This is a genomic window from Methylomonas rhizoryzae (assembly GCF_008632455.1).
GTDB lineage: Bacteria > Pseudomonadota > Gammaproteobacteria > Methylococcales > Methylomonadaceae > Methylomonas > Methylomonas rhizoryzae.
The window spans coordinates 661,753-679,919 of the sequence record NZ_CP043929.1 but is presented as its reverse complement, the minus strand read 5'-3'; the positions used below and the strand labels follow the sequence as shown (position 1 = coordinate 679,919).

The window sequence follows — 18,167 nt, the reverse complement described above, 5'->3', positions numbered from 1 at the left end:
TGAAACAAAACTTATATTTTACCCATAGACAGAGACAGACTCAGCGATGGATGCCGAAGTAATCATCATAGGCGCCGGCCCGGCCGGCAGCGTTGCCGCGCAACTATTACACCAAGCGGGCCGCAAGGTATTGGTGCTGGAAAAACACCGCTTCCCGCGTTTTTCCATCGGCGAAAGCCTGTTGCCGCAATGCATGCCGGTCCTGGAACAGGCCGGGCTGTTGGACGCCATAGTGGCCGAAGGCTTTCAATTGAAAACCGGCGCGGCCTTTTCTCACGCCGGCAAACTTAGCGAATTCGACTTTTCCGAAAAGTTCACCCCGGGCTGGGGCACGACCTTCCAAGTGCAACGCGCCCGCTTCGATCAACTGTTGGCCGACACCGCCGCCGCCAACGGCGTACCCATCCGTTACGGCCATGAGATTACCGCCGCCGATTTTTCCGAGCCGGGCTGCGCTCGCCTGAGCGGCTTGGACGATCAGGGCCGGCCTCGGCGCTGGCAAGCAGCCTGGGTACTGGACGCCAGCGGCTTCGGCAGAGTGTTGCCCAAACTGCTGAACCTGGAAACGGCTAGCGGTTTAGCACCCAGACAAGCCTTGTTCACCCATATCGAGGACCGAATCAAGGTCGCCGACTACGACCGCACCAAAATTCTGATCGCCATCCACCCGGAATGCCACGAAGTTTGGTATTGGCTGATTCCGTTCAGCAACGGCCGCAGTTCCCTTGGCGTCGTAGCGCCGGCCGGCTGGATCGAACAGCGGCCGGGCAAACCCATCGATGTGTTGCGCGGCATCGCCATGGAAGAGCCGCGCTTGGCGCAACTGCTGGCCGACGCCGGGTTCGACACCCCGGCCAACCGCATCGGCGGCTATTCCGCCAACGTCACCGCCTTGCACGGCCAAGGCTATGCGCTGCTAGGCAACGCCGGCGAGTTTTTGGACCCGGTGTTTTCCTCCGGCGTCACCATCGCGCTGAAATCGGCGGCATTGGCCGCGCCCTTGCTGCATCAACAACTCAACGGCGCGGCGGTGGATTGGCATAGCGATTACGAACGGCCGTTACGCAAAGGCATAGACGTATTTCGCGCCTTCGTCGACGCCTGGTACGACGGCCGTTTCCAGCGCCTGCTGTTCGAGCCCTACCAGTTGACCGGGATTAAATCCATGATCAGTTCCATTTTGGCCGGCTATGCCTGGGACGGCGACAACCCGATGACGCAACGCAGCGACAAGCGGCTCAGCGCCATCGCCGAACTTTGTCCGCCGCTATAGTAATGATGCGAGCGGCAGCCTACCTGCACGACGTCGGCATCGTCTCCGCGCTCGGCTGCGACAAACCGAGCGTGCTGCAGGCCTGGCTGGACGGCCGCGCCCCGCAGCCGCAAACCCTAAGCTGCGGTGAGGCGTCCATTCCCGCCATGGCCGTGCAAGCCGAATTACCGCGTATTCCGCCCCGGCTTAACCGCTACGATTGCCGCAACAACCGACTGCTGTTGGCCGCCCTAGGTCAAATCGAAGCCGTTACGACACAAGCCATTGCCCGCTACGGACCGCACCGAATCGGCATAGTGCTGGGCACCAGCACGTCGGGGATTGCCGAGGGTGAACGCGCGATCGCCGAATTGCTAGCGACGGGGATTTTTCCGGAGTCCTACCACTACAGCCGACAAGAACTGGGCGGTGCAGCCGAGTTTCTGGCCGAATATTTGCGTATCGCAGGTCCGGCCTACACCCTATCGACCACCTGCTCGTCCAGCGCCAACGCCTTATTGTCCGCCCGCCGCTTGCTCCGCCTGGGCGCATGCGATGCGGTGCTGGTAGGCGGTAGCGACAGCTTGTGCCGCACCACCTTGCAGGGATTTTCCGTACTGGCCGCCATCAGTCGCACCCGCTGCCTGCCGTTCAGCGCCAACCGGGACGGCACCGTGCTCGGCGAAGGTGCCGCTTTATTCATGATGAGCCGAGAACCCGCCCCGTTCGTATTGTCGGGAGGCGGGGCCAGCGCCGACGCCTACCACATTTCCGCACCCCGCCCGGACGGCAGCGGCGCATTGGCCGCAATGCAAGCGGCCTTGAGCGACGCCGGCCTCAGCCCGCGGCAAATCGAGTACCTAAACCTGCACGGCACCGCCACCGTCCAGAACGACGCGATGGAAGCCTTGGCGGTACACGCCTTGTTCGGTACTACGCCGCCGTGCGGCTCCAGCAAACAGGCTACCGGGCATTGCCTGGGCGCGGCCGGCGCCATCGAAGCGGCACTGTGCTGGTTGCTGTTATCCGAGTTCAATCCCGAGCGCAGGCTGCCGGCACACCGCTGGGACGGTCAAGCCGATCCAACCTTGCCGAGCTTGAACTTCGTCGCACCGGGACATCGCTGCAACCAGCCGTTACAATATTGCCTCAGTAATTCTTTTTCGTTTGGTGGCAACAATGTGTCTTTACTGCTCGGTAAGTCGGAACTTCTCTGATGCCGGATAATTTTCCGCTGGCCGATTTATTGCCGCAATCGCGCAACATGATATTGATAGACCGCTTGTTGGCGGCCGACGATCAACACGCCTTGGTGCAGCTGAGCGTGCGCGACGACGGCTTGTTTTCCGGCCCCGACCGTTGCGTCCCGGCCTGGCTGGGCTTGGAATACATGGCACAGACCATAGGCGCCTACTCCGGCTACCAGCGCCGCCGCGCCGGCCTGGAGATAGGCTTGGGATTTTTATTGGGCACCCGCCATTACCAAAGCTCGGTCGACCGCTTTCCGTGCGGCGCCGTGCTGACCGTGCGCGCGGAGAAAATCATCGAAACGGCCAACGACATGGCGGTTTTCGATTGCAAGATAGACGGCGCCGGCATCCAAGCGGCGGCCAAACTCAACGTGCTGCTACCGGAAGACTGGCAGCGCTTTATCGCTCAAAAAGCCGCATGAGCCCCAAATCGGTATTGGTTACCGGCGCCAGCCGCGGCATAGGCAAAGCCATCGCCTTGCGCCTGGCACGTGAAGGCTACGACGTGGTTGTCCATTGCCGCAGCCGGATACAAGACGCCGAACAGGTTCGCGGCGAAATCGAGATATTGGGCCAACGCAGCCGTATCCTGTGTTTCGACCTGGCCGAGCGCGAAGCCGCCAAAACCAGCTTGGAAGCCGATATGCAGACCCACGGCGCCTATTACGGCGTAGTCTGCAACGCCGGCCTGTCCCGTGATAATGCCTTCCCGGCCCTGAGCGGCGACGATTGGGACACGGTACTGCGAGGTAATCTGGACGGCTTTTATAACGTCTTGAATCCGGTGGTGATGCCAATGATCCAGCGCCGCCGGCCCGGCCGCATCGTCACCCTGTCCTCGGTATCCGGCCTGATCGGTAACCGCGGTCAAGTCAATTACAGCGCCGCCAAAGCCGGCATCATCGGCGCCAGCAAAGCGCTGGCCGTCGAACTGGCCAAGCGCAAAATCACCGTCAACTGCGTCGCACCCGGCTTGATCGAAACCGATATGCTGGAAGGCGTGCCGGTGGACGAGATCGTCAACGCCATTCCGGCCAAACGCCTGGGCAAACCGGAGGAAGTGGCTGCCTTAGTGGCCTTTTTACTGTCCGACGACGCCGCTTACATCACCCGCCAAGTGATTTCGGTCAACGGAGGTTTGTGCTGATGCGGCGGGTGGTGGTTACCGGCATGGCCGGCTTTTCGCCGATAGGCAACGACTGGGCGCAGATCCGCGACCGCCTGCAGCGCGGCGCATCCGGTATACGCTATTTACCGGACTGGGAACGTTACAACGGCTTGCTGACCCGCTTGGGCGCGCCGGTCGAAGGCTTTGAACTGCCGGCACACTACAGCCGCAAACGTACCCGCAGCATGGGGCGGGTATCGCAAATGGCCACCCGCGCCACCGAATTGGCGCTGCTGGACGCCGGCTTGTTGGACGATCCCGTGATCGGCAGCGGCCGCACCGGCGTATCCTACGGCTCGTCGGTGGGCTCCACCTCGGCCATCGCCGATTTCGGCAACATGCTGCTGCACCACGACATTGGCAACCTGAACGCCACCACCTATTTAAAAATGATGGGCCATACCACCTTGGCCAACGTGGCGGTGTTTTTTCAAGTACGCGGCCGCATGCTACCGGCCGTTAGCGCTTGCACCTCCGGCAGTCAGGCCATAGGCTTCGGCTACGAAGCGATCAAATTCGGCCAGCAAGACGTCATGCTGGCCGGCGGCGGCGAGGAATTGTGCCCGACCATGGCGGCTCTGTTCGACGCCTTGTACGCCGCCAGCACCCGCAACGACCAGCCGCAGCTGACCCCGCGCCCGTTCGACCGACGGCGCGATGGCTTGGTAATAGGCGAAGGCGCTTGCACCTTGGTGTTGGAAGAACTGCAACGCGCTATCGAACGCGGCGCAACGATACACGCCGAAGTGGTCGGCTTCGCCACCAACGCCGACGGCGCCCACGTCACCCAACCCAACGCCGACACCATGCAGGTAGTCATGCGTCAGGCATTGGCCGACGCCGGCCTGGCGCCGGCGCAAATCGGCTATGTCAGCGCCCACGGCACCGCCACCGAGCAAGGCGACATCGCCGAGAGTCAGGCCACCTTCGCGGTATTCGGCGGACAAACCCCTATCAGCACGCTGAAAGGCTATACCGGTCATACCTTGGGCGCCTGCGGCGCGCTGGAGGCTATGGTGGCGATCGAGATGCTGCGCGAAGGCTGGTTTCACGGCAATTTGAACCTGGACGACCCCGACCCGCGCTGCGCGCCGCTGGACTATCTGACCGGCAACGGCCGCGCTATCGACACCGACTACCTGATCAGCAACAATTTTGCTTTCGGCGGCATCAATACCTCGCTGGTACTGCGCCGCTGGCGCGGCTGACGGGTGCGGCCCATGGCGGCGCTCTTGCAATCAGCCACCCCCGGCGACACGCTCCGTTTCAAATTCGCTTTATTGCATTGGTGCGGCTGGCAGGCCAACCCGGCAACATCCGACGACTGCTGGCCGGAAGGCGGCCTATTGACCGGCGAGCATCCGGATCTGGAGTTTTTGCCGATAATGCAACGCCGCCGTCTGTCGCCGCTGGCCAGGGCCGCCTGCGCAAGCGCTTGGCGCTGCCGGCAAGCCTGCGGCGACATGCCGTCCATATTTTTTTCCCGCCACGGCGAAAGCCGCTATTACTTCGAGATGCTGACCGATCTGGCGCGCGGCGAAGCCCTATCGCCCAGCCGGTTCAGTTTGAGCGTGCATAACGCCATCGGCGGCTTGTACGGATTGCAATGCGCCAGCCGCCAGCCTTATCTGGCTTTAGCCGGCGGCGGGGACGACGTGTTTGCCGGCTTGGTCGAAGCGGCCGGGCTGTTGCTGGAAGTTCCTCGGGTATTGCTGGTCGCTTACGATCAAGCCTTGCCGGAGGTGTATCTAACCCATATTCACGGTCCGGAACAGACTTGGGCCTTGGCCATGGTCTTGGCCAACCCCGGCGCGTCCGGTTCTGCCTTAGAGCTGTGCCGCACGCCGGACAGAAGCCGGCCGCCGTCGCCGGACGCCGGTTATGCCCTGCTGCAAGCCGCCTGCAGCGGGCAACTGAACGGCAGCGTTGCCACCCGGCGCGCACTGTGGCAGTGGAGATTAACTCTTGGCTAACCGCCTGAATTACTTGTGGCGCTTGTTCGCTACCGGCCTGAGCTTCTTTTTGTTCGGCGCGGTCGGCGTCCTGCTGTGGGGTGGTGTATTCCCGCTGCTGGCGCCGTTACTGGGCCGCAACCAAATCCGAACCCAACGCTCGCGCCGCCTGATGCAGCAGGTTTTTCGCCTATACATGAATTTCATGCGAACCGTCGGCATATTGGATTACCGGGTCAGCGATCCGGAAATTTTGAACCGATCCGGTCAAATCGTCGTGGCCAACCACCCCTGCCTGCTGGACATCGTGTTTTTGATTTCGCAAATCCGCAACGCCAGTTGCATCGTCAAACCGGCGTTAATCAAAAACCCGTTCATGCGCATTCCGATCCGGGCCATGGGCTATATCTACGCCGAAGACCCGGAAACCTTGCTGGAGCGCTGCGCCGAAGAATTGCACGGCGGCAGCGTGCTGATCGTATTTCCCGAAGGCACGCGCACCACGCCGGGACTGGCCATCAAATTCCAACGCGGCGCCGCGGCAATCGCTTTGCACGCCCAAGCCCCGTTATTGCCGGTGTTATTGGGCTGTCGCCCAACCACCCTGACCAAGCAGGAGCGGTGGTATCAAATCCCACAAAAGAAGTTTACTTTAAGCCTGATTGTAGGTGATCATATCCGGCTCAGCCCGATTTCCGGCAGCGACAATCGCTCGTTAGCAGCCAGACGCGTCACCCGGCAATTGGAAACCTATTTTACCGACCGGCTGGCCGACCATGGACTCACTCGAAGCCGAGCTTAAACAATTAATCATCGATATTTTCGAACTGGACGCCTTGAGCCCGCAAGACATCGGCAGCGAAGCGCCGTTGTTCGGCGAAGGCTTGGGCCTGGATTCCATAGACGCACTGGAACTGGGTGTGGCATTGAAGAAAAAATACTGCATAGACCTCGATGTGCACACGCCCGCCGCCTCGCTGGCCCGGCATTTCGCCTCGGTACACACTCTGGCCGCCTTCGTCGTATCGCAACAACACGCTACCCACTTATGAACACCCAAGACGAAATTTTGGCCACGTTAAAGCAAATCATGTCGGAGATCTTCGAGCTGGCGCCGGAAGACATCGTCCTTAGCGCCGACTTGGGCAAAGACTTGGACATAGACAGCATAGACGCGGTCGACCTGATGGTGAGGCTGCGGGAAATTACCGGCAAACGCATCAACCCGGAAGATTTCAAAAACGCCCGCACCGTGCAAGACGTGGTCGAGACCGTACACCGGGTCGTCGTCGGCTGATGATAGATGGAGCGAGAAGCCGCATACCGCTGGCCTACGGCCGTTTTGAACGGCTTGTTTTGGCTGGTCACGCTAAGTTACCCGTTTCTGTTGTGGCTGTTGCTGGATAGCTTTCAACCGCGCGGCATCGCTTTAGGTTTAGCCGGCCTTGGCCTGCTGCGTCTGGCCCGGCAAGGTAAAACCCGAAAGCAAAGTCAAAGTCCCGCCAACCGTTTGGTGCTACCTGCCGCCATAGTATTTCTGTTATTCGGCGCATTCATGAACGACAGACTATGGCTGCTAAGCTATCCGGTCGCCGTCAGCCTGAGTTTCGCCGCCGTATTCGCGCACAGCTTGTACCAGCCGCCCACTGTGGTCGAACGGCTGGCCCGACTGGAGTATCCGAATTTGCCGCCGCACGGCATTGCTTATACCCGCCGGGTGACCCAAGTCTGGACCTTGTTTTTTTGCCTGAACGCAGTGATTTCGCTGCTTACCGCTTTACACGGCGATGCCGCGCTGTGGAGCCTTTATAATGGCTGCATCTTTTATGTGTTAATGGGTATCCTGATGGGCGTGGAAATGCTGATCCGCCGTAAAGTAAAGGCCAGCTTTTGAATCACCAAAATCAAGCCGAACCGGCGGCTGTATTATTACCCGAAGTCATAGGCAAGGCCGCGATTGAAAGCGGCGTGGAATTGAGCCTTTGCATTCCACCGCAGTTAGTTTATTTCGACGGCCATTTCGACGCCATCGCCATCGTTCCGGGCGTGGTACAAATCCACTGGGCCATGCACTACGGACAAGTCTATTTGCCGCTTGCCGGCCGCTTCGCCCGCATGGAGGCAATAAAATTCAAGGAGCTGTTGTTACCCGGACAAGCGTTGCAACTGCGTTTGCGTTATAACGCAGCTCAGCAAAAACTGGAATTTCGTTACGCCGCCGCCGATACCGAATTCAGTTCGGGCCGGATCTATCTTTACGCCGACCATGTTTAAACCTTGTTTTCTGATCCCGGTGTATAACCACGAAGGCCCGCTGCCGGCCATCGTCCGGCAGTTGGCGCGGTTCGACTTGCCCTGCATCTTGGTGGACGACGGCAGCGCAACCGGCTGCGCCGAAACGATACAGCATCTGGCGCAGCAATATCCTTGGGTCTGCACGATTCGGTTGCCGCATAATCTGGGCAAGGGCGGCGCGGTGAAAGCCGGCTTGCGCCACGCCGAACGGCAAGGCTACAGCCACGCCCTGCAAATCGACGCCGACGGCCAACACGACCTGCAAGACGTTCCGCAATTTTTGGCCACTGCCCAAGCCAACCCGGCCGCCATGGTGCTGGGCCGTCCACTATTCGACGCCAGCATCCCCAAAGCGCGTTATTACGGCCGCTACCTGACCCACGCTTGGGTTTACATCAACACCTTGTCGTTGGACATTGCCGACGCCATGTGCGGTTACCGGGTTTATCCTTTGGCGGCGACGGCCGAACTACTGCGCAATGCCGCGCTGGAAAACCGCATGGCTTTCGATATCGAAATTCTGGTAAGGCTTTACTGGCAGGGCGTCCCGGTGCTGTCTATTCCCACTAAAGTCGGCTATCCGGCCGACGGCGTCTCGCATTTTCGCGGTTTGGAAGACAATCTGCGCATCAGCCGAACCCACGCCAAACTGTTCTTCGGCATGCTATACCGCTTGCCTAACTTGCTGGCGAGGCATTTTCGATGACGGAAACCGGCCATTGGGCGGCGATGCAGGAAACCAGCGTTATCTGGGGCATCAAAACGTTGGTGTGGATTTACCGGCGGTTCGGCCGTCACGCGTTCCGGCTGATATTGCGGCCGGTGGTCAGCTACTATTTTTTGACCGGCCGGGTAGCCCGGCAAGCTTCGCTGGAGTATCTGCAACAGCTTGCCGCCTACTTTCCGGATTTGGGACTCAGGCCCGGCTGGCGCTTGAGTTACCGGCACTTCGTCGGTTTCGGCGAAACCCTGCTGGATAAAATCGTCGCCTGGATGGGCTTGATCGACCCGGCCTCGGTCGACTTTCCCAACCGGCCTGTACTGTTGGAGATGATTGCACAAAAGCGTGGCGCCCTGCTGCTCAGCGGCCATATCGGCAACCTGGAAATTTGCCAGGCGGTCGCTCACCAGCGCGGTCAAATCCGCCTCAACATATTGGTACATACCCGGCACGCGGAGAAATTCAACCGCTTACTGGGCGCCAGCGGCAGCAACACCATCAAATTGATTCAGGTGACCGAACTGAATCCGGCGGTCGCCATCGACTTGCAAAGCAAAATCGAAGCCGGTGAATTCGTAGTGATGGTCGGCGACCGGATTCCGGTCAGCGGCGTACGCACCGTGACCGCGGATTTTTTGGGCCGGCCGGCCGAATTCCCGCAAGGCCCGTATTTATTGGCATCGCTGCTACGCTGCCCGGTGTTCACCTTGTTTTGCTACCGTACCGAGGGCAGGTTTCAAATTCGCTTGCAACCCTTCTCAGAGCCTATCCGCATTCCTCGCAATCCTGAGCAACGCGAACAGCACTTGCAGCAACTGGCCCGTCGCTACGCCGAACGACTGGAACAACACTGCCACGCGGCGCCCCTGCAATGGTTTAATTTTTATCCGTATTGGGGCAAGCGACCCACCCTGGAAAAATAGCCATGATCAGCGCCGAAGTGGAAGTTATCGTACCGTTTTTCGACATCGACATCCTCGGCATCGCCTGGCACGGCCATTACTGCAAATATTTGGAGCTCGCCCGCTGCGCCTTGCTGGACAAAATCGACTACGGCTATATGACCATGCGCCAAACCGGTTACGTCTGGCCCATCGTCGATTTGCAATTGCGTTACGTCAAACCGGCCCGCTTCGAACAAAAGCTTACAGTCCGCGCCGAACTGGTGGAATGGGAATACCGGATGAAAATCAAATACCGCATCAGCGACGCTCATTCCGGCGAAATACTGGCCAAAGCCCAAACCATACAAGCCGCGGTTAACAGCGACACCGGGGAAATGTGCTACGCCTCGCCGCCGATTTTCTTGCACAAGTTGGGTTTGGGCGAAGCGCCTGAGCAATAACCCGGCCGAATCCGCCGACCCAACGTTGCCGTTTTTTTATGACGCCTTGGCGGCTGACTGCTCCGGCAGGCAATAGTGCACACATGGATATTTGCGTGAGACGCCGATAGAACCACGGCATGCGCCTTCGATCATTCAAGATCGCCGAGCGATGCAAAAGTCGCCTAACGACTAAGTTAATCAATAAGATAGAGCATTCAGGTTTTTTCGAATAATTGTTGGTTAACCAAGCGAGTCGTTGTATAACTGTACCGCTTACACAGTCATTGACCAGCATTTCTCCACCCGTGTCGCTTTGACCCTGTTAGCCAAATTGATCGATTTTTAGAGTGTTGAATAGTGGTTTATGTTACGCAGCACAAGCTCATAATGGCTAAAGCTTTCCTTCTATCGATGTGCTTCACGCTGTTGGCCGCCTGCCGAGAGTCCCCGCCGCAAAACCCGGGGCTGATAAGAAAAATCACCGTTGCCTTCACCAATCAACCGGAATCGGCGCTGATGCATGTCGCGTTGGCTCAAGGTTTTTTTACCGAGGAGGGATTGGAAGTGCTGCCTCAACTGCATAGTTTCGGCAAAACGGCCTTGCAAGCGGTGCTTGAGAATAAAGCCGATTTCGCAACCGTTGCCGAAACGCCGCTGATGTTCAGCATATTGCGCGGCGAACGGGTCGCCGTAATTGCCAATATCGTCACCAGTTCAAGTAATCATGCCATTGTGGCCAGACGAGATGCCGGCATTACCAAACTCACGGACTTAAAAGGAAAGCGCGTCGGCTACACCCCCGGCACGACATCCGAGTTTTTTCTGGATTCCATTTTGACGGCATCCGGCCTGACCAGACCGGAAATCGAGGCGGTTGCCATCCATCCTCAAGACATGCTGCAGAGTATCGAACTCCGGCAGGTCGATGCGGTTTGCACCTGGAACTACCCGCTGACACAAATTCAACGGCAATTAGGTTCCGATGTGACGGTTTTTTACGACCGGGACATCTACACCGAAACGTTTAATATCGCCGCACAACAAGCGTTTATCGAAAAAAACGCCGATACGATCAAGCGCTTTCTACGCGCCTTGCTCAAGGCCGAAACCTTTGTTGCCGAACACGCGGATAAGGCCCAAATCATTATGGCTAGAGCTACACGGTTGGAATGGAGTCTGATCAAGAATGTTTGGGCTGATTTCAATTATGCTGTGACACTCGATCAAACGCTGCTGATTACCTTGGAAGACGAAACCCGCTGGGCCATGAAAAACCGGCTGACCGATCGAACCGCCATGCCCGACTACCAACAACACATTCATTTCGATAGCCTATCGGCTATCAAACCGTCCGCCGTAACTATCTACCGCTAGGCTTTCATGCGGATCATCAAACGGTTAAAAATTCTGTCTGCGTCTACGATCGTCGCAGTGATTCTATTGCTGCCAATCCTGTTCTGGACCATGGCGCATTACCAGCGGCAAAAAAACGACTACATGCTGGTCGATAATCTGGTGCGCAGTTTCTTCGAATTAACCGTATTTCGGGATCAATATCTCTTATATCGAGAAGAGCGGGCGCAGAGGGATTGGGACAAGCACAAGGATAATGTTGCGCAACTGATAGAGCGGGTCATTGCACAACACACTCACGCAGACGATAAGCCTGAATTGAACAAGCTGCGCGGGAGTTTCGAGCAATCCACAGACATTTTTCAGCGCATTGTCAACAACAGCGAGTCATTGAATCAAGTCACGGACAAACAAGGCGTTTATGCGGAGTTAGACAAACGACTGGTCAGTCAGCTACTGCTACGGATATCCGAGAGCCTTAATCTGGCTACGACTTTGCTGGATGTCAGTACCCATAGGGTGGAGAAAAGTTATCAATATTTAGTCGGCATTGTCAGTCTATTTGCATTTCTGTTGGCACTGGCCACCATTTTGAACTCGATGCAGCTGAGCAGGCTGATTAAAAAACGCTTATTACCTTTACATCAAGGAGCCAAGCGGATTGCCGAGGGCAATCTTGATTATCGGATTGACTGCGTCGGTACGGATGAATTTAGCGAACTCGCCGCCGCTATCAATCAGATGACGGCCCGGCTGCAAAATTTTACCGGCCAGCTTCAGGCGGAAGTCTTGGAACGCGAACGGGTCGCGCAACAAAGAGAGCAGTATTTTCGATTTTTCCGGCTCACCCGGGAGCCGATGTGCATTGCCGACCCGCAAGGTTGTTTCAAGCAAGTCAATCCGGCCTTTGTTTTATTGACGGGCTTTGGCGAATCCGAATTGTTGGCCAAACCGTTTCTGGACTTTGTCTTTGCGGACGACAGGCAAAAAACCGCAGAGGAAATGGCGCGGCAGATATTGGGTCATGAGTCGCTTGCCTTTGAAAACCGTTACGTTTGCAAAGACGGCAGGCTGATACATTTGTCTTGGACAGCTTATTTCGACCAAAACGACGGCGCGACATATGCCACTGCACGCGACATTACCGAGCGCAAACAGGCGGAAATCCAACTGGCCGAAAGCGAATTTCGCTGGAAATTCGCCATCGAAGGTTCCGGCGACGGCGTTTGGGACTGGAACATCGCCACCAATGAGGTGAACTTTTCCCGGCGTTACAAGGAAATGCTGGGTTACGGCGACGACGACCTGCTCGCCGTTAAACAAGAATGGGAAGATCGGCTTCATCCCGACGATAGGGCCGGCGTCACGGCAACCCTTCAGGATTACCTGACGGGCAAGACCCCGCTTTATTCGGTAGAGTTTAGGATGAGATGCAAGGATGGCAGTTATAAATACATTCTTGCCCGCGGCATGGTAGTGAGCCGCAATATTGACGGCAACCCGGTGCGGATGATCGGCACTCACACCGATATCACCGAGCACAAGCAGGTCGAGCAAAAGCTACAACTTGCCGCCAGCGTATTTACCCATGCGCGCGAAGGCATCATGATTACCGGAACCGATGGAACCATCATTGACGTCAATGACGCTTTCAGCCTGATAACCGGCTATAGCCGCGAGGAAGCCATCGGCCGATTCCCTCACTTTCTCCATTCCGGATGTCACGATCCAAGTTTTTACGCCAATTTGTGGCAGCAATTGCTTGAGAAGGGCCACTGGTACGGGGAAATATGGAATCGCCGTAAAACCGGCGAGATCTATGCCCAAATGGAATCCATCAGCTCGATACGCGACGCGGCAGGCAATGTTAGCCAATATGTGTCGTTATTCTCCGACATTACAACACTCAAGGAGCACGAGAAGCGACTGGAACATATCGCACACTTCGACGCGCTCACCAACCTGCCCAATCGCATTCTGCTGGCGGATCGATTGCGCCAAGCGATTGTGCAGGCGCAACGCAATGGCGATAAATTGGCGATAGCCTACCTTGATCTGGATGGTTTTAAAGCCATCAACGACACTTACGGACACGAAGCCGGCGACCATTTGTTGGTGTCTGTCTCCGCCAGAATGAAACAAGCACTGCGTGAAGGCGACACCTTATCCAGAATCGGCGGCGACGAATTCGTCGCCGTATTGCCGGAGCTGGCCGATATGGAATCGAGTACGCCGATATTAAACCGCTTGTTGATAGCGGCTGCCGAGCCGACAGCGTGCGGTGATTTGGTATTCAATGTTTCGGCCAGCTTGGGGGTAACTTTTTATCCACAGGAGGAAGAAGTTGACGCCGATCAATTGTTGCGTCAGGCCGATCAGGCCATGTATCAAGCAAAACTATCCGGCAAAAACTGTCTCCATACGTTTGATGCCTATCAGGACAGTTACATTCGCAATCGCCACGAATCCTTGAACCGCATAAGTCAGGCCATGCTCGCGCGCGAATTTGTACTGTTTTACCAACCCAAGGTAAATTTGCGCACTGGAGCATTAGTCGGTGCGGAGGCGTTAATACGCTGGAATCACCCGGAAACCGGCCTGTTGCTGCCCGGTGAATTTCTGCCGGTCATCGAGGATCATCCGCTCGCTGTCGAAATCGGCGAATGGGTGATAGATACCGTCCTAACCCAACTTCAGATCTGGCACAAAGCCGGGCTGAAAATTCCGGTGAGCGTCAACATCGGCGCACGCCAATTACAACAAAAGGACTTTGTCGAACGCCTACGACAGTTGCTTGCAGCCCATCCATCGATAGGTGCCGATTGCCTGGAGCTCGAGGTGCTGGAAACCAGTGCGCTCGAAGACATAAACCATGTATCCAATGTTATTTATGCGTGTAAAGAACTGGGGGTAGCATTTGCCCTGGATGATTTCGGCACCGGATACTCGTCTTTGACTTATCTGAAACGTTTGCCGGTAACCACGCTAAAAATAGATCGGAGCTTCGTGAGCGACATGCTTGACGACCCGGACGATCAATCGATTCTGAATGGCGTCATTAATCTGGCCGCCGCTTTTGGCAAACAGGTGGTTGCCGAAGGCGTTGAAAGCGAGAAACACGGGGAATTGTTGCTGCAGCTCGGCTGCGAATTGGCGCAGGGGTACGGCATAGCCCGCCCTATGCCTGCCGAGCAAATGCTCGATTGGCACATGCATTGGAGCGAGCAGCCGTACTATTCGCTCCCAAATCGCATATCGTGCTGAATATTTGATCGCAAGGATACTTCAGTAGGCCTCTATCGGCGGCGCCTTACCCCAAACCTTCCTACCAGAATGCGCCGCCTCACTCTATCTCGCCATACCTGTTTATCAAGATTTGTTGCGTGTATCATGCACGGCTTGCCGCTTTGCGGTTTGTCCGAGTACATATCCGCACGGCCTCGCCCATCACGACCCGGAGCTTGTCGATGACTAAACGCCGTTTTCTATTCGCGCTGCTAGGCGCCGCCCTGTCGGTTGCCGGCTGCAATAAATCCTTGAAACCCGAACAAATGCCGGCCGAGGTACAAACCGGCGAGGTGTACTACACCCAGTTCAGTTTGTTCGAGGAGAAGAATACCTACCGCACCACCAATTACCGCAAAGGCGTGTTAGTGCCGATCAACACCGAAATCGTGCTGGAAGCCATGAGCAGCGGCGACGCTAAAATCCGCCTGCTCGGCACCGGGCAAATCTTGACCATCGAAAACGTGCCCAAATACAGCAAAGATGCCATGCCGGAGGCGTTCAAGAAAATCGCCGCCCCGAGCAAAGTGGATTTAAGCCGTTTCAATGCCGCCGAACAAGCCGCGATCAGGACAGGCAAAGCCATCACCGGCATGAGCCGCGAGGCGGTGCTGGCCGCCATCGGCCACCCGCCGCAACACGAAACCCCGTCACTGGCCGCCGACAACTGGACGTATTGGACCAACCGCTTCGACCGTTTCGTGGTCCGCTTCAACAACGGCAAGGTGGCCGAGATTGTCAACTGATGGTTTTTTTGTCGCTGCAACGGCGACCGTCGCAGCGCCCCCCGACTCACTCGGCAAGCCATGGGCTCGCCGTAGCCGCCGATCCTGCTGCTTGCCTGCCTGAATGCTGATCCAGTTCGAGCCGGCTAACGCCCAAGACAAGAATTTCTTTTGGAATTTGCACGTGTTATCGTTTAAAGAAGTGTTTTTGTCGCAATTCGGCGGTTGGGACCCTGCGGATCAATACCGTTATTTCGAACAAAAATGGGCGAGCGGGGACTTTAGAAAAATTCTTGCCAACCGGCGCATCGTCGGCGGCATCGCGCTCAAAGATTACCCCGACCACCTCGAGTTGACCGAAATCCAAATTCACCCGATGTTTCAAAACCAAGGCCTGGGCAGTTGCATCATTAGCGATTTGATCGATAAAGCCGGCGCAGCCGGCAAACCCTTGCGGCTGCACGTATTTTTGCACAGCCAAGCCTTTCGCTTGTACCAGCGGCTAGGCTTCAAAATCATCAGCCAAGATCACTACCAATATCACATGGAATATGCGCCGCCCGCTCGGGATTAGACGCAGCCGGTATTGTTCGCCGATATTAAATTCCGAATTTCCTGATTGCACGGCGCCCGGCGGCCTAATTCCACGCCATTTTGTGTGATATTGCCGCTGAAGTACGGTAGGATGAAAGCCGATACATTGCCGCCGTCTTAACCGCTCGCGACGCCTGCGCCGCTGCAAGGAACTCCATGACCAGCCCAATAAGCGATTACTTCGATTACCGTTTGGACGACAACGGCGCACCGTATTTGGCGGTGTCGATTCGCGGCATCATGCTATTGCGCCTGCCGGCCACCAACAAAGGCACCGCATTTACCATCGAGGAACGCATAGCGCTGGGCCTGGACGGCATGCTGCCGCCGGAGGTCACCGATTTGGAGCGTCAACTGCAACGGCTTTACGCCAACTACCAAAAGCAGCCCGAGGACTTGTCCAAATACCAGTATTTGCGCGCCTTGCAGGAACGCTCGGAAGTCGCGTTCTACGCCTTGTTGGAGCGCCATTTGGAAGCGATGGTACCCATCGTCTACACCCCTACCATCGGTCTGGCGGTACAGCAATTCAGCGCCTCTTTCACCACCGCCCGCGGCCTGACCGTATCCGCCGAGAACGTCGGCCGCATCGAGCAAATCCTGCACAACTACCCGTGGCAGGACATCCGCATGCTGGTCGTCACCGATTCGTCGGCGATACTCGGCATCGGCGACCAAGGCATGGGCGGCTTGGCGATCTGCATCGGCAAGTTGGCGCTATATACCGCCGGCGGCGGCTTGTGCCCGTTTCAAACCCTGCCGGTCAATCTGGACGTCGGCACCAACAGCGAAGAATTATTGAACGCGCCCGACTATCTGGGTACTCGCAACAAGCGCCTGAGCGGCGAAGCCTATCTGCAAGTGGTAGACCGCTTCGTCGCCGCGGTGCGGCAACAATGGCCGAAAGCCGTGATCCAATGGGAGGACTTCGCGAAAAACGTGGCTTTCGAAGTGTTGGAACGCTACCGGGATTCCATACCCTGCATCAACGACGACATCCAAGGTACCGGCGCGGTGGCGCTGGCCGGCTTGATCAATGCCTGCCGTAAAAAAGGCGAAACCCTGGGCGAGCAAACCGTCGTAATCGCCGGCGCCGGCGCCGGCGGCATAGGCGTGGCCAGCGTGATAAGAGACGGCTTGATCCGCGCCGGCTTATCCGAAGCCGACGCCAAGCGCAAAATCTACGTGATCGACGCCCACGGCCTAGTCGCCACTAACGCCCCGCACGACGCCTACAAACTGCCGCTGGCGCGCAGCCCCGCCTGCTTCCAGGATTGGGGCATGGGGGAGCGCAACCCCAGCTTACTGGATGTGGTCCGCCACGCCAAACCCAGCGTGCTGATCGGCTTATCCGGGGTAGCCGGCTTGTTCGACGAAACCCTCATCCGGACGATGGCTAAACATCACCAGCAACCAATCGTATTCCCGCTGTCCAACCCCAACGCCAATTGCGAGGCTACGCCGGCCGACATTTTTGGCTGGACCGACGGCCGAGCCATCGTCGCCACCGGCAGCCCGTTCGGCGAGGTCGAATGGCAGGGACAGCCCCGTCCGGTCGGCCAAGGCAACAACGCCTTCATCTTTCCCGGTCTGGGTTTCGCCGCGGTATTGGGCGAATGCCGGCGCATCAGCGACGCCATGGTGCTGGAATCCGCCTACGCGCTGGCCGACTACACCGCCGAACATTGGTTGGAGCAAGGCCTAATCTACCCGCCCATCGCCGATTTGCGCGAAGTCAGCCTACTGGTTGCGGAACGGGTACTGGCGCAAGCCTTGGCCGACGGCTCGGCAACCCGCAGCGATTTAGCCGAACTGGACTTGGCCGCCTTCATCCGCGCCCAACAATGGCAAGCCCAATACCTGCCGTTCAAATATCGGCCAGCCGCAACCCCCTAACTCGATTACGCCCAAGCCTACTTTGCCGGCGTAAGTTGACTAATGATTGACCGGGCACTCAAGAGCTGCACTGCGATGCATGGGCGAAACCGCACAAAATCGGCTGGTGCATCCCAGGCTTGAACGCGTTCCACATGCCCTTGGATACTCGGCTTGATCGCCCGCTGTAGCACCGAACTGCAAACATTAACCCGATGCGCCCCATGTAACCCCAGTTGCGATTTAGCGCCCAATCTGATTCAATCGCCCCAATTCGATCATCGCCTTACTACCCGGCTGATATACAGTTATGGAAACCGCATATCAATCAATAAACTACCGAGAGATGAACCAATCCCGGTTGCTATAC

General features: G+C 57.3%; 19 protein-coding genes. All 19 read left to right on the top strand.

The genetic code is table 11. The features are described from left to right. The first annotated feature begins 46 nt into the window (after positions 1-46). The 19 genes from F1E05_RS03280 to F1E05_RS03190 all read left to right on the top strand — a co-directional run bounded on the left by F1E05_RS03280 (position 47) and on the right by F1E05_RS03190 (position 17,818). On the top strand, positions 47-1,273 hold the full coding sequence (locus F1E05_RS03280; RefSeq protein WP_150046703.1) for an NAD(P)/FAD-dependent oxidoreductase: 1,227 nt from the start codon (positions 47-49) through the stop codon (positions 1,271-1,273). A gap of 2 nt (positions 1,274-1,275) precedes the next feature. Continuing rightward, on the top strand, positions 1,276-2,469 hold the full coding sequence (locus F1E05_RS03275) for a beta-ketoacyl-ACP synthase (protein ID WP_232056760.1): 1,194 nt from the start codon (positions 1,276-1,278) through the stop codon (positions 2,467-2,469). Then, entirely contained in the window at positions 2,469-2,924 is a 456-nt protein-coding gene (locus tag F1E05_RS03270) for an ApeP family dehydratase (protein ID WP_150046701.1), read from the top strand. The genes F1E05_RS03275 and F1E05_RS03270 overlap by 1 nt, the downstream gene beginning before the upstream one ends. Next, positions 2,921-3,649 carry a 3-oxoacyl-ACP reductase FabG gene (fabG, locus tag F1E05_RS03265; protein WP_150046699.1) on the top strand — a complete coding sequence of 243 codons (729 nt, stop codon included), beginning with the start codon at positions 2,921-2,923 and terminating at the stop codon, positions 3,647-3,649. The genes F1E05_RS03270 and fabG overlap by 4 nt, the downstream gene beginning before the upstream one ends. After that, positions 3,649-4,878: a beta-ketoacyl-ACP synthase gene (locus F1E05_RS03260; protein ID WP_150046697.1), complete on the top strand. Its 1,230-nt coding sequence runs from the start codon at positions 3,649-3,651 to the stop codon at positions 4,876-4,878. The genes fabG and F1E05_RS03260 overlap by 1 nt, the downstream gene beginning before the upstream one ends. Positions 4,879-4,890: 12 nt before the next feature. Next, positions 4,891-5,643 (top strand): beta-ketoacyl synthase chain length factor, encoded by a 753-nt coding sequence (locus F1E05_RS03255; RefSeq protein ID WP_150046696.1) that lies wholly within the window; start codon positions 4,891-4,893, stop codon positions 5,641-5,643. Further along, entirely contained in the window at positions 5,636-6,424 is a 789-nt protein-coding gene (locus F1E05_RS03250) for a lysophospholipid acyltransferase family protein (protein ID WP_150046694.1), read from the top strand. Before F1E05_RS03255 ends, F1E05_RS03250 begins: the two co-directional genes overlap by 8 nt. Beyond that, positions 6,399-6,674, top strand: a complete 276-nt coding sequence (locus F1E05_RS03245) for a phosphopantetheine-binding protein (protein WP_150046692.1) — start codon at positions 6,399-6,401, stop codon at positions 6,672-6,674. Before F1E05_RS03250 ends, F1E05_RS03245 begins: the two co-directional genes overlap by 26 nt. Further along, the gene (locus F1E05_RS03240) at positions 6,671-6,919 is read left to right on the top strand and encodes an acyl carrier protein (RefSeq protein WP_150046690.1); all 249 of its coding nucleotides are present in this window, start codon (positions 6,671-6,673) and stop codon (positions 6,917-6,919) included. Before F1E05_RS03245 ends, F1E05_RS03240 begins: the two co-directional genes overlap by 4 nt. Before the next feature lie 6 nt (positions 6,920-6,925). Beyond that, complete coding sequence (locus tag F1E05_RS03235; protein ID WP_150046688.1) at positions 6,926-7,516, top strand: COG4648 family protein; 591 nt, start codon at positions 6,926-6,928, stop codon at positions 7,514-7,516. Then, positions 7,513-7,896, top strand: coding sequence for an ApeI family dehydratase (locus F1E05_RS03230; RefSeq protein WP_150046686.1), 384 nt, complete (start codon positions 7,513-7,515; stop codon positions 7,894-7,896). The genes F1E05_RS03235 and F1E05_RS03230 overlap by 4 nt, the downstream gene beginning before the upstream one ends. Next, the gene (locus tag F1E05_RS03225; RefSeq protein ID WP_150046683.1) at positions 7,889-8,623 is read left to right on the top strand and encodes a glycosyltransferase family 2 protein; all 735 of its coding nucleotides are present in this window, start codon (positions 7,889-7,891) and stop codon (positions 8,621-8,623) included. The genes F1E05_RS03230 and F1E05_RS03225 overlap by 8 nt, the downstream gene beginning before the upstream one ends. Further along, complete coding sequence (locus F1E05_RS03220; RefSeq protein WP_150046681.1) at positions 8,620-9,561, top strand: LpxL/LpxP family acyltransferase; 942 nt, start codon at positions 8,620-8,622, stop codon at positions 9,559-9,561. The genes F1E05_RS03225 and F1E05_RS03220 overlap by 4 nt, the downstream gene beginning before the upstream one ends. A 2-nt stretch (positions 9,562-9,563) precedes the next feature. Next, complete coding sequence (locus F1E05_RS03215; RefSeq protein WP_150046679.1) at positions 9,564-9,983, top strand: acyl-CoA thioesterase; 420 nt, start codon at positions 9,564-9,566, stop codon at positions 9,981-9,983. A 369-nt stretch (positions 9,984-10,352) separates the two neighbouring features. Next, entirely contained in the window at positions 10,353-11,339 is a 987-nt protein-coding gene (locus tag F1E05_RS03210) for an ABC transporter substrate-binding protein (protein ID WP_150046677.1), read from the top strand. A 6-nt stretch (positions 11,340-11,345) separates the two neighbouring features. After that, entirely contained in the window at positions 11,346-14,582 is a 3,237-nt protein-coding gene (locus F1E05_RS03205) for an EAL domain-containing protein (RefSeq protein ID WP_150046675.1), read from the top strand. Between the two features lie 203 nt (positions 14,583-14,785). After that, a complete protein-coding gene (locus F1E05_RS03200; RefSeq protein ID WP_150046673.1) occupies positions 14,786-15,349 on the top strand; it encodes a hypothetical protein in 564 nt (187 codons plus the stop codon). A gap of 103 nt (positions 15,350-15,452) precedes the next feature. Next, positions 15,453-15,902, top strand: coding sequence for a GNAT family N-acetyltransferase (locus F1E05_RS03195; protein ID WP_150046671.1), 450 nt, complete (start codon positions 15,453-15,455; stop codon positions 15,900-15,902). Between the two features lie 176 nt (positions 15,903-16,078). Next, positions 16,079-17,818 carry an NAD-dependent malic enzyme gene (locus F1E05_RS03190; RefSeq protein WP_150046669.1) on the top strand — a complete coding sequence of 580 codons (1,740 nt, stop codon included), beginning with the start codon at positions 16,079-16,081 and terminating at the stop codon, positions 17,816-17,818. Positions 17,819-18,167: the final 349 nt, after the last annotated feature.

Coding starts and splice junctions, on each gene's coding strand:
- F1E05_RS03280 (WP_150046703.1), top strand. CDS start 47: ATGGATGCCGAAGTAATCATCATAGGCGCCGGCCCGGCCGGCAGCGTT.
- F1E05_RS03275 (WP_232056760.1), top strand. CDS start 1,276: ATGATGCGAGCGGCAGCCTACCTGCACGACGTCGGCATCGTCTCCGCG.
- F1E05_RS03270 (WP_150046701.1), top strand. CDS start 2,469: ATGCCGGATAATTTTCCGCTGGCCGATTTATTGCCGCAATCGCGCAAC.
- fabG (WP_150046699.1), top strand. CDS start 2,921: ATGAGCCCCAAATCGGTATTGGTTACCGGCGCCAGCCGCGGCATAGGC.
- F1E05_RS03260 (WP_150046697.1), top strand. CDS start 3,649: ATGCGGCGGGTGGTGGTTACCGGCATGGCCGGCTTTTCGCCGATAGGC.
- F1E05_RS03255 (WP_150046696.1), top strand. CDS start 4,891: ATGGCGGCGCTCTTGCAATCAGCCACCCCCGGCGACACGCTCCGTTTC.
- F1E05_RS03245 (WP_150046692.1), top strand. CDS start 6,399: ATGGACTCACTCGAAGCCGAGCTTAAACAATTAATCATCGATATTTTC.
- F1E05_RS03240 (WP_150046690.1), top strand. CDS start 6,671: ATGAACACCCAAGACGAAATTTTGGCCACGTTAAAGCAAATCATGTCG.
- F1E05_RS03235 (WP_150046688.1), top strand. CDS start 6,926: ATGGAGCGAGAAGCCGCATACCGCTGGCCTACGGCCGTTTTGAACGGC.
- F1E05_RS03225 (WP_150046683.1), top strand. CDS start 7,889: ATGTTTAAACCTTGTTTTCTGATCCCGGTGTATAACCACGAAGGCCCG.
- F1E05_RS03220 (WP_150046681.1), top strand. CDS start 8,620: ATGACGGAAACCGGCCATTGGGCGGCGATGCAGGAAACCAGCGTTATC.
- F1E05_RS03215 (WP_150046679.1), top strand. CDS start 9,564: ATGATCAGCGCCGAAGTGGAAGTTATCGTACCGTTTTTCGACATCGAC.
- F1E05_RS03210 (WP_150046677.1), top strand. CDS start 10,353: ATGGCTAAAGCTTTCCTTCTATCGATGTGCTTCACGCTGTTGGCCGCC.
- F1E05_RS03205 (WP_150046675.1), top strand. CDS start 11,346: ATGCGGATCATCAAACGGTTAAAAATTCTGTCTGCGTCTACGATCGTC.
- F1E05_RS03200 (WP_150046673.1), top strand. CDS start 14,786: ATGACTAAACGCCGTTTTCTATTCGCGCTGCTAGGCGCCGCCCTGTCG.
- F1E05_RS03195 (WP_150046671.1), top strand. CDS start 15,453: ATGCTGATCCAGTTCGAGCCGGCTAACGCCCAAGACAAGAATTTCTTT.
- F1E05_RS03190 (WP_150046669.1), top strand. CDS start 16,079: ATGACCAGCCCAATAAGCGATTACTTCGATTACCGTTTGGACGACAAC.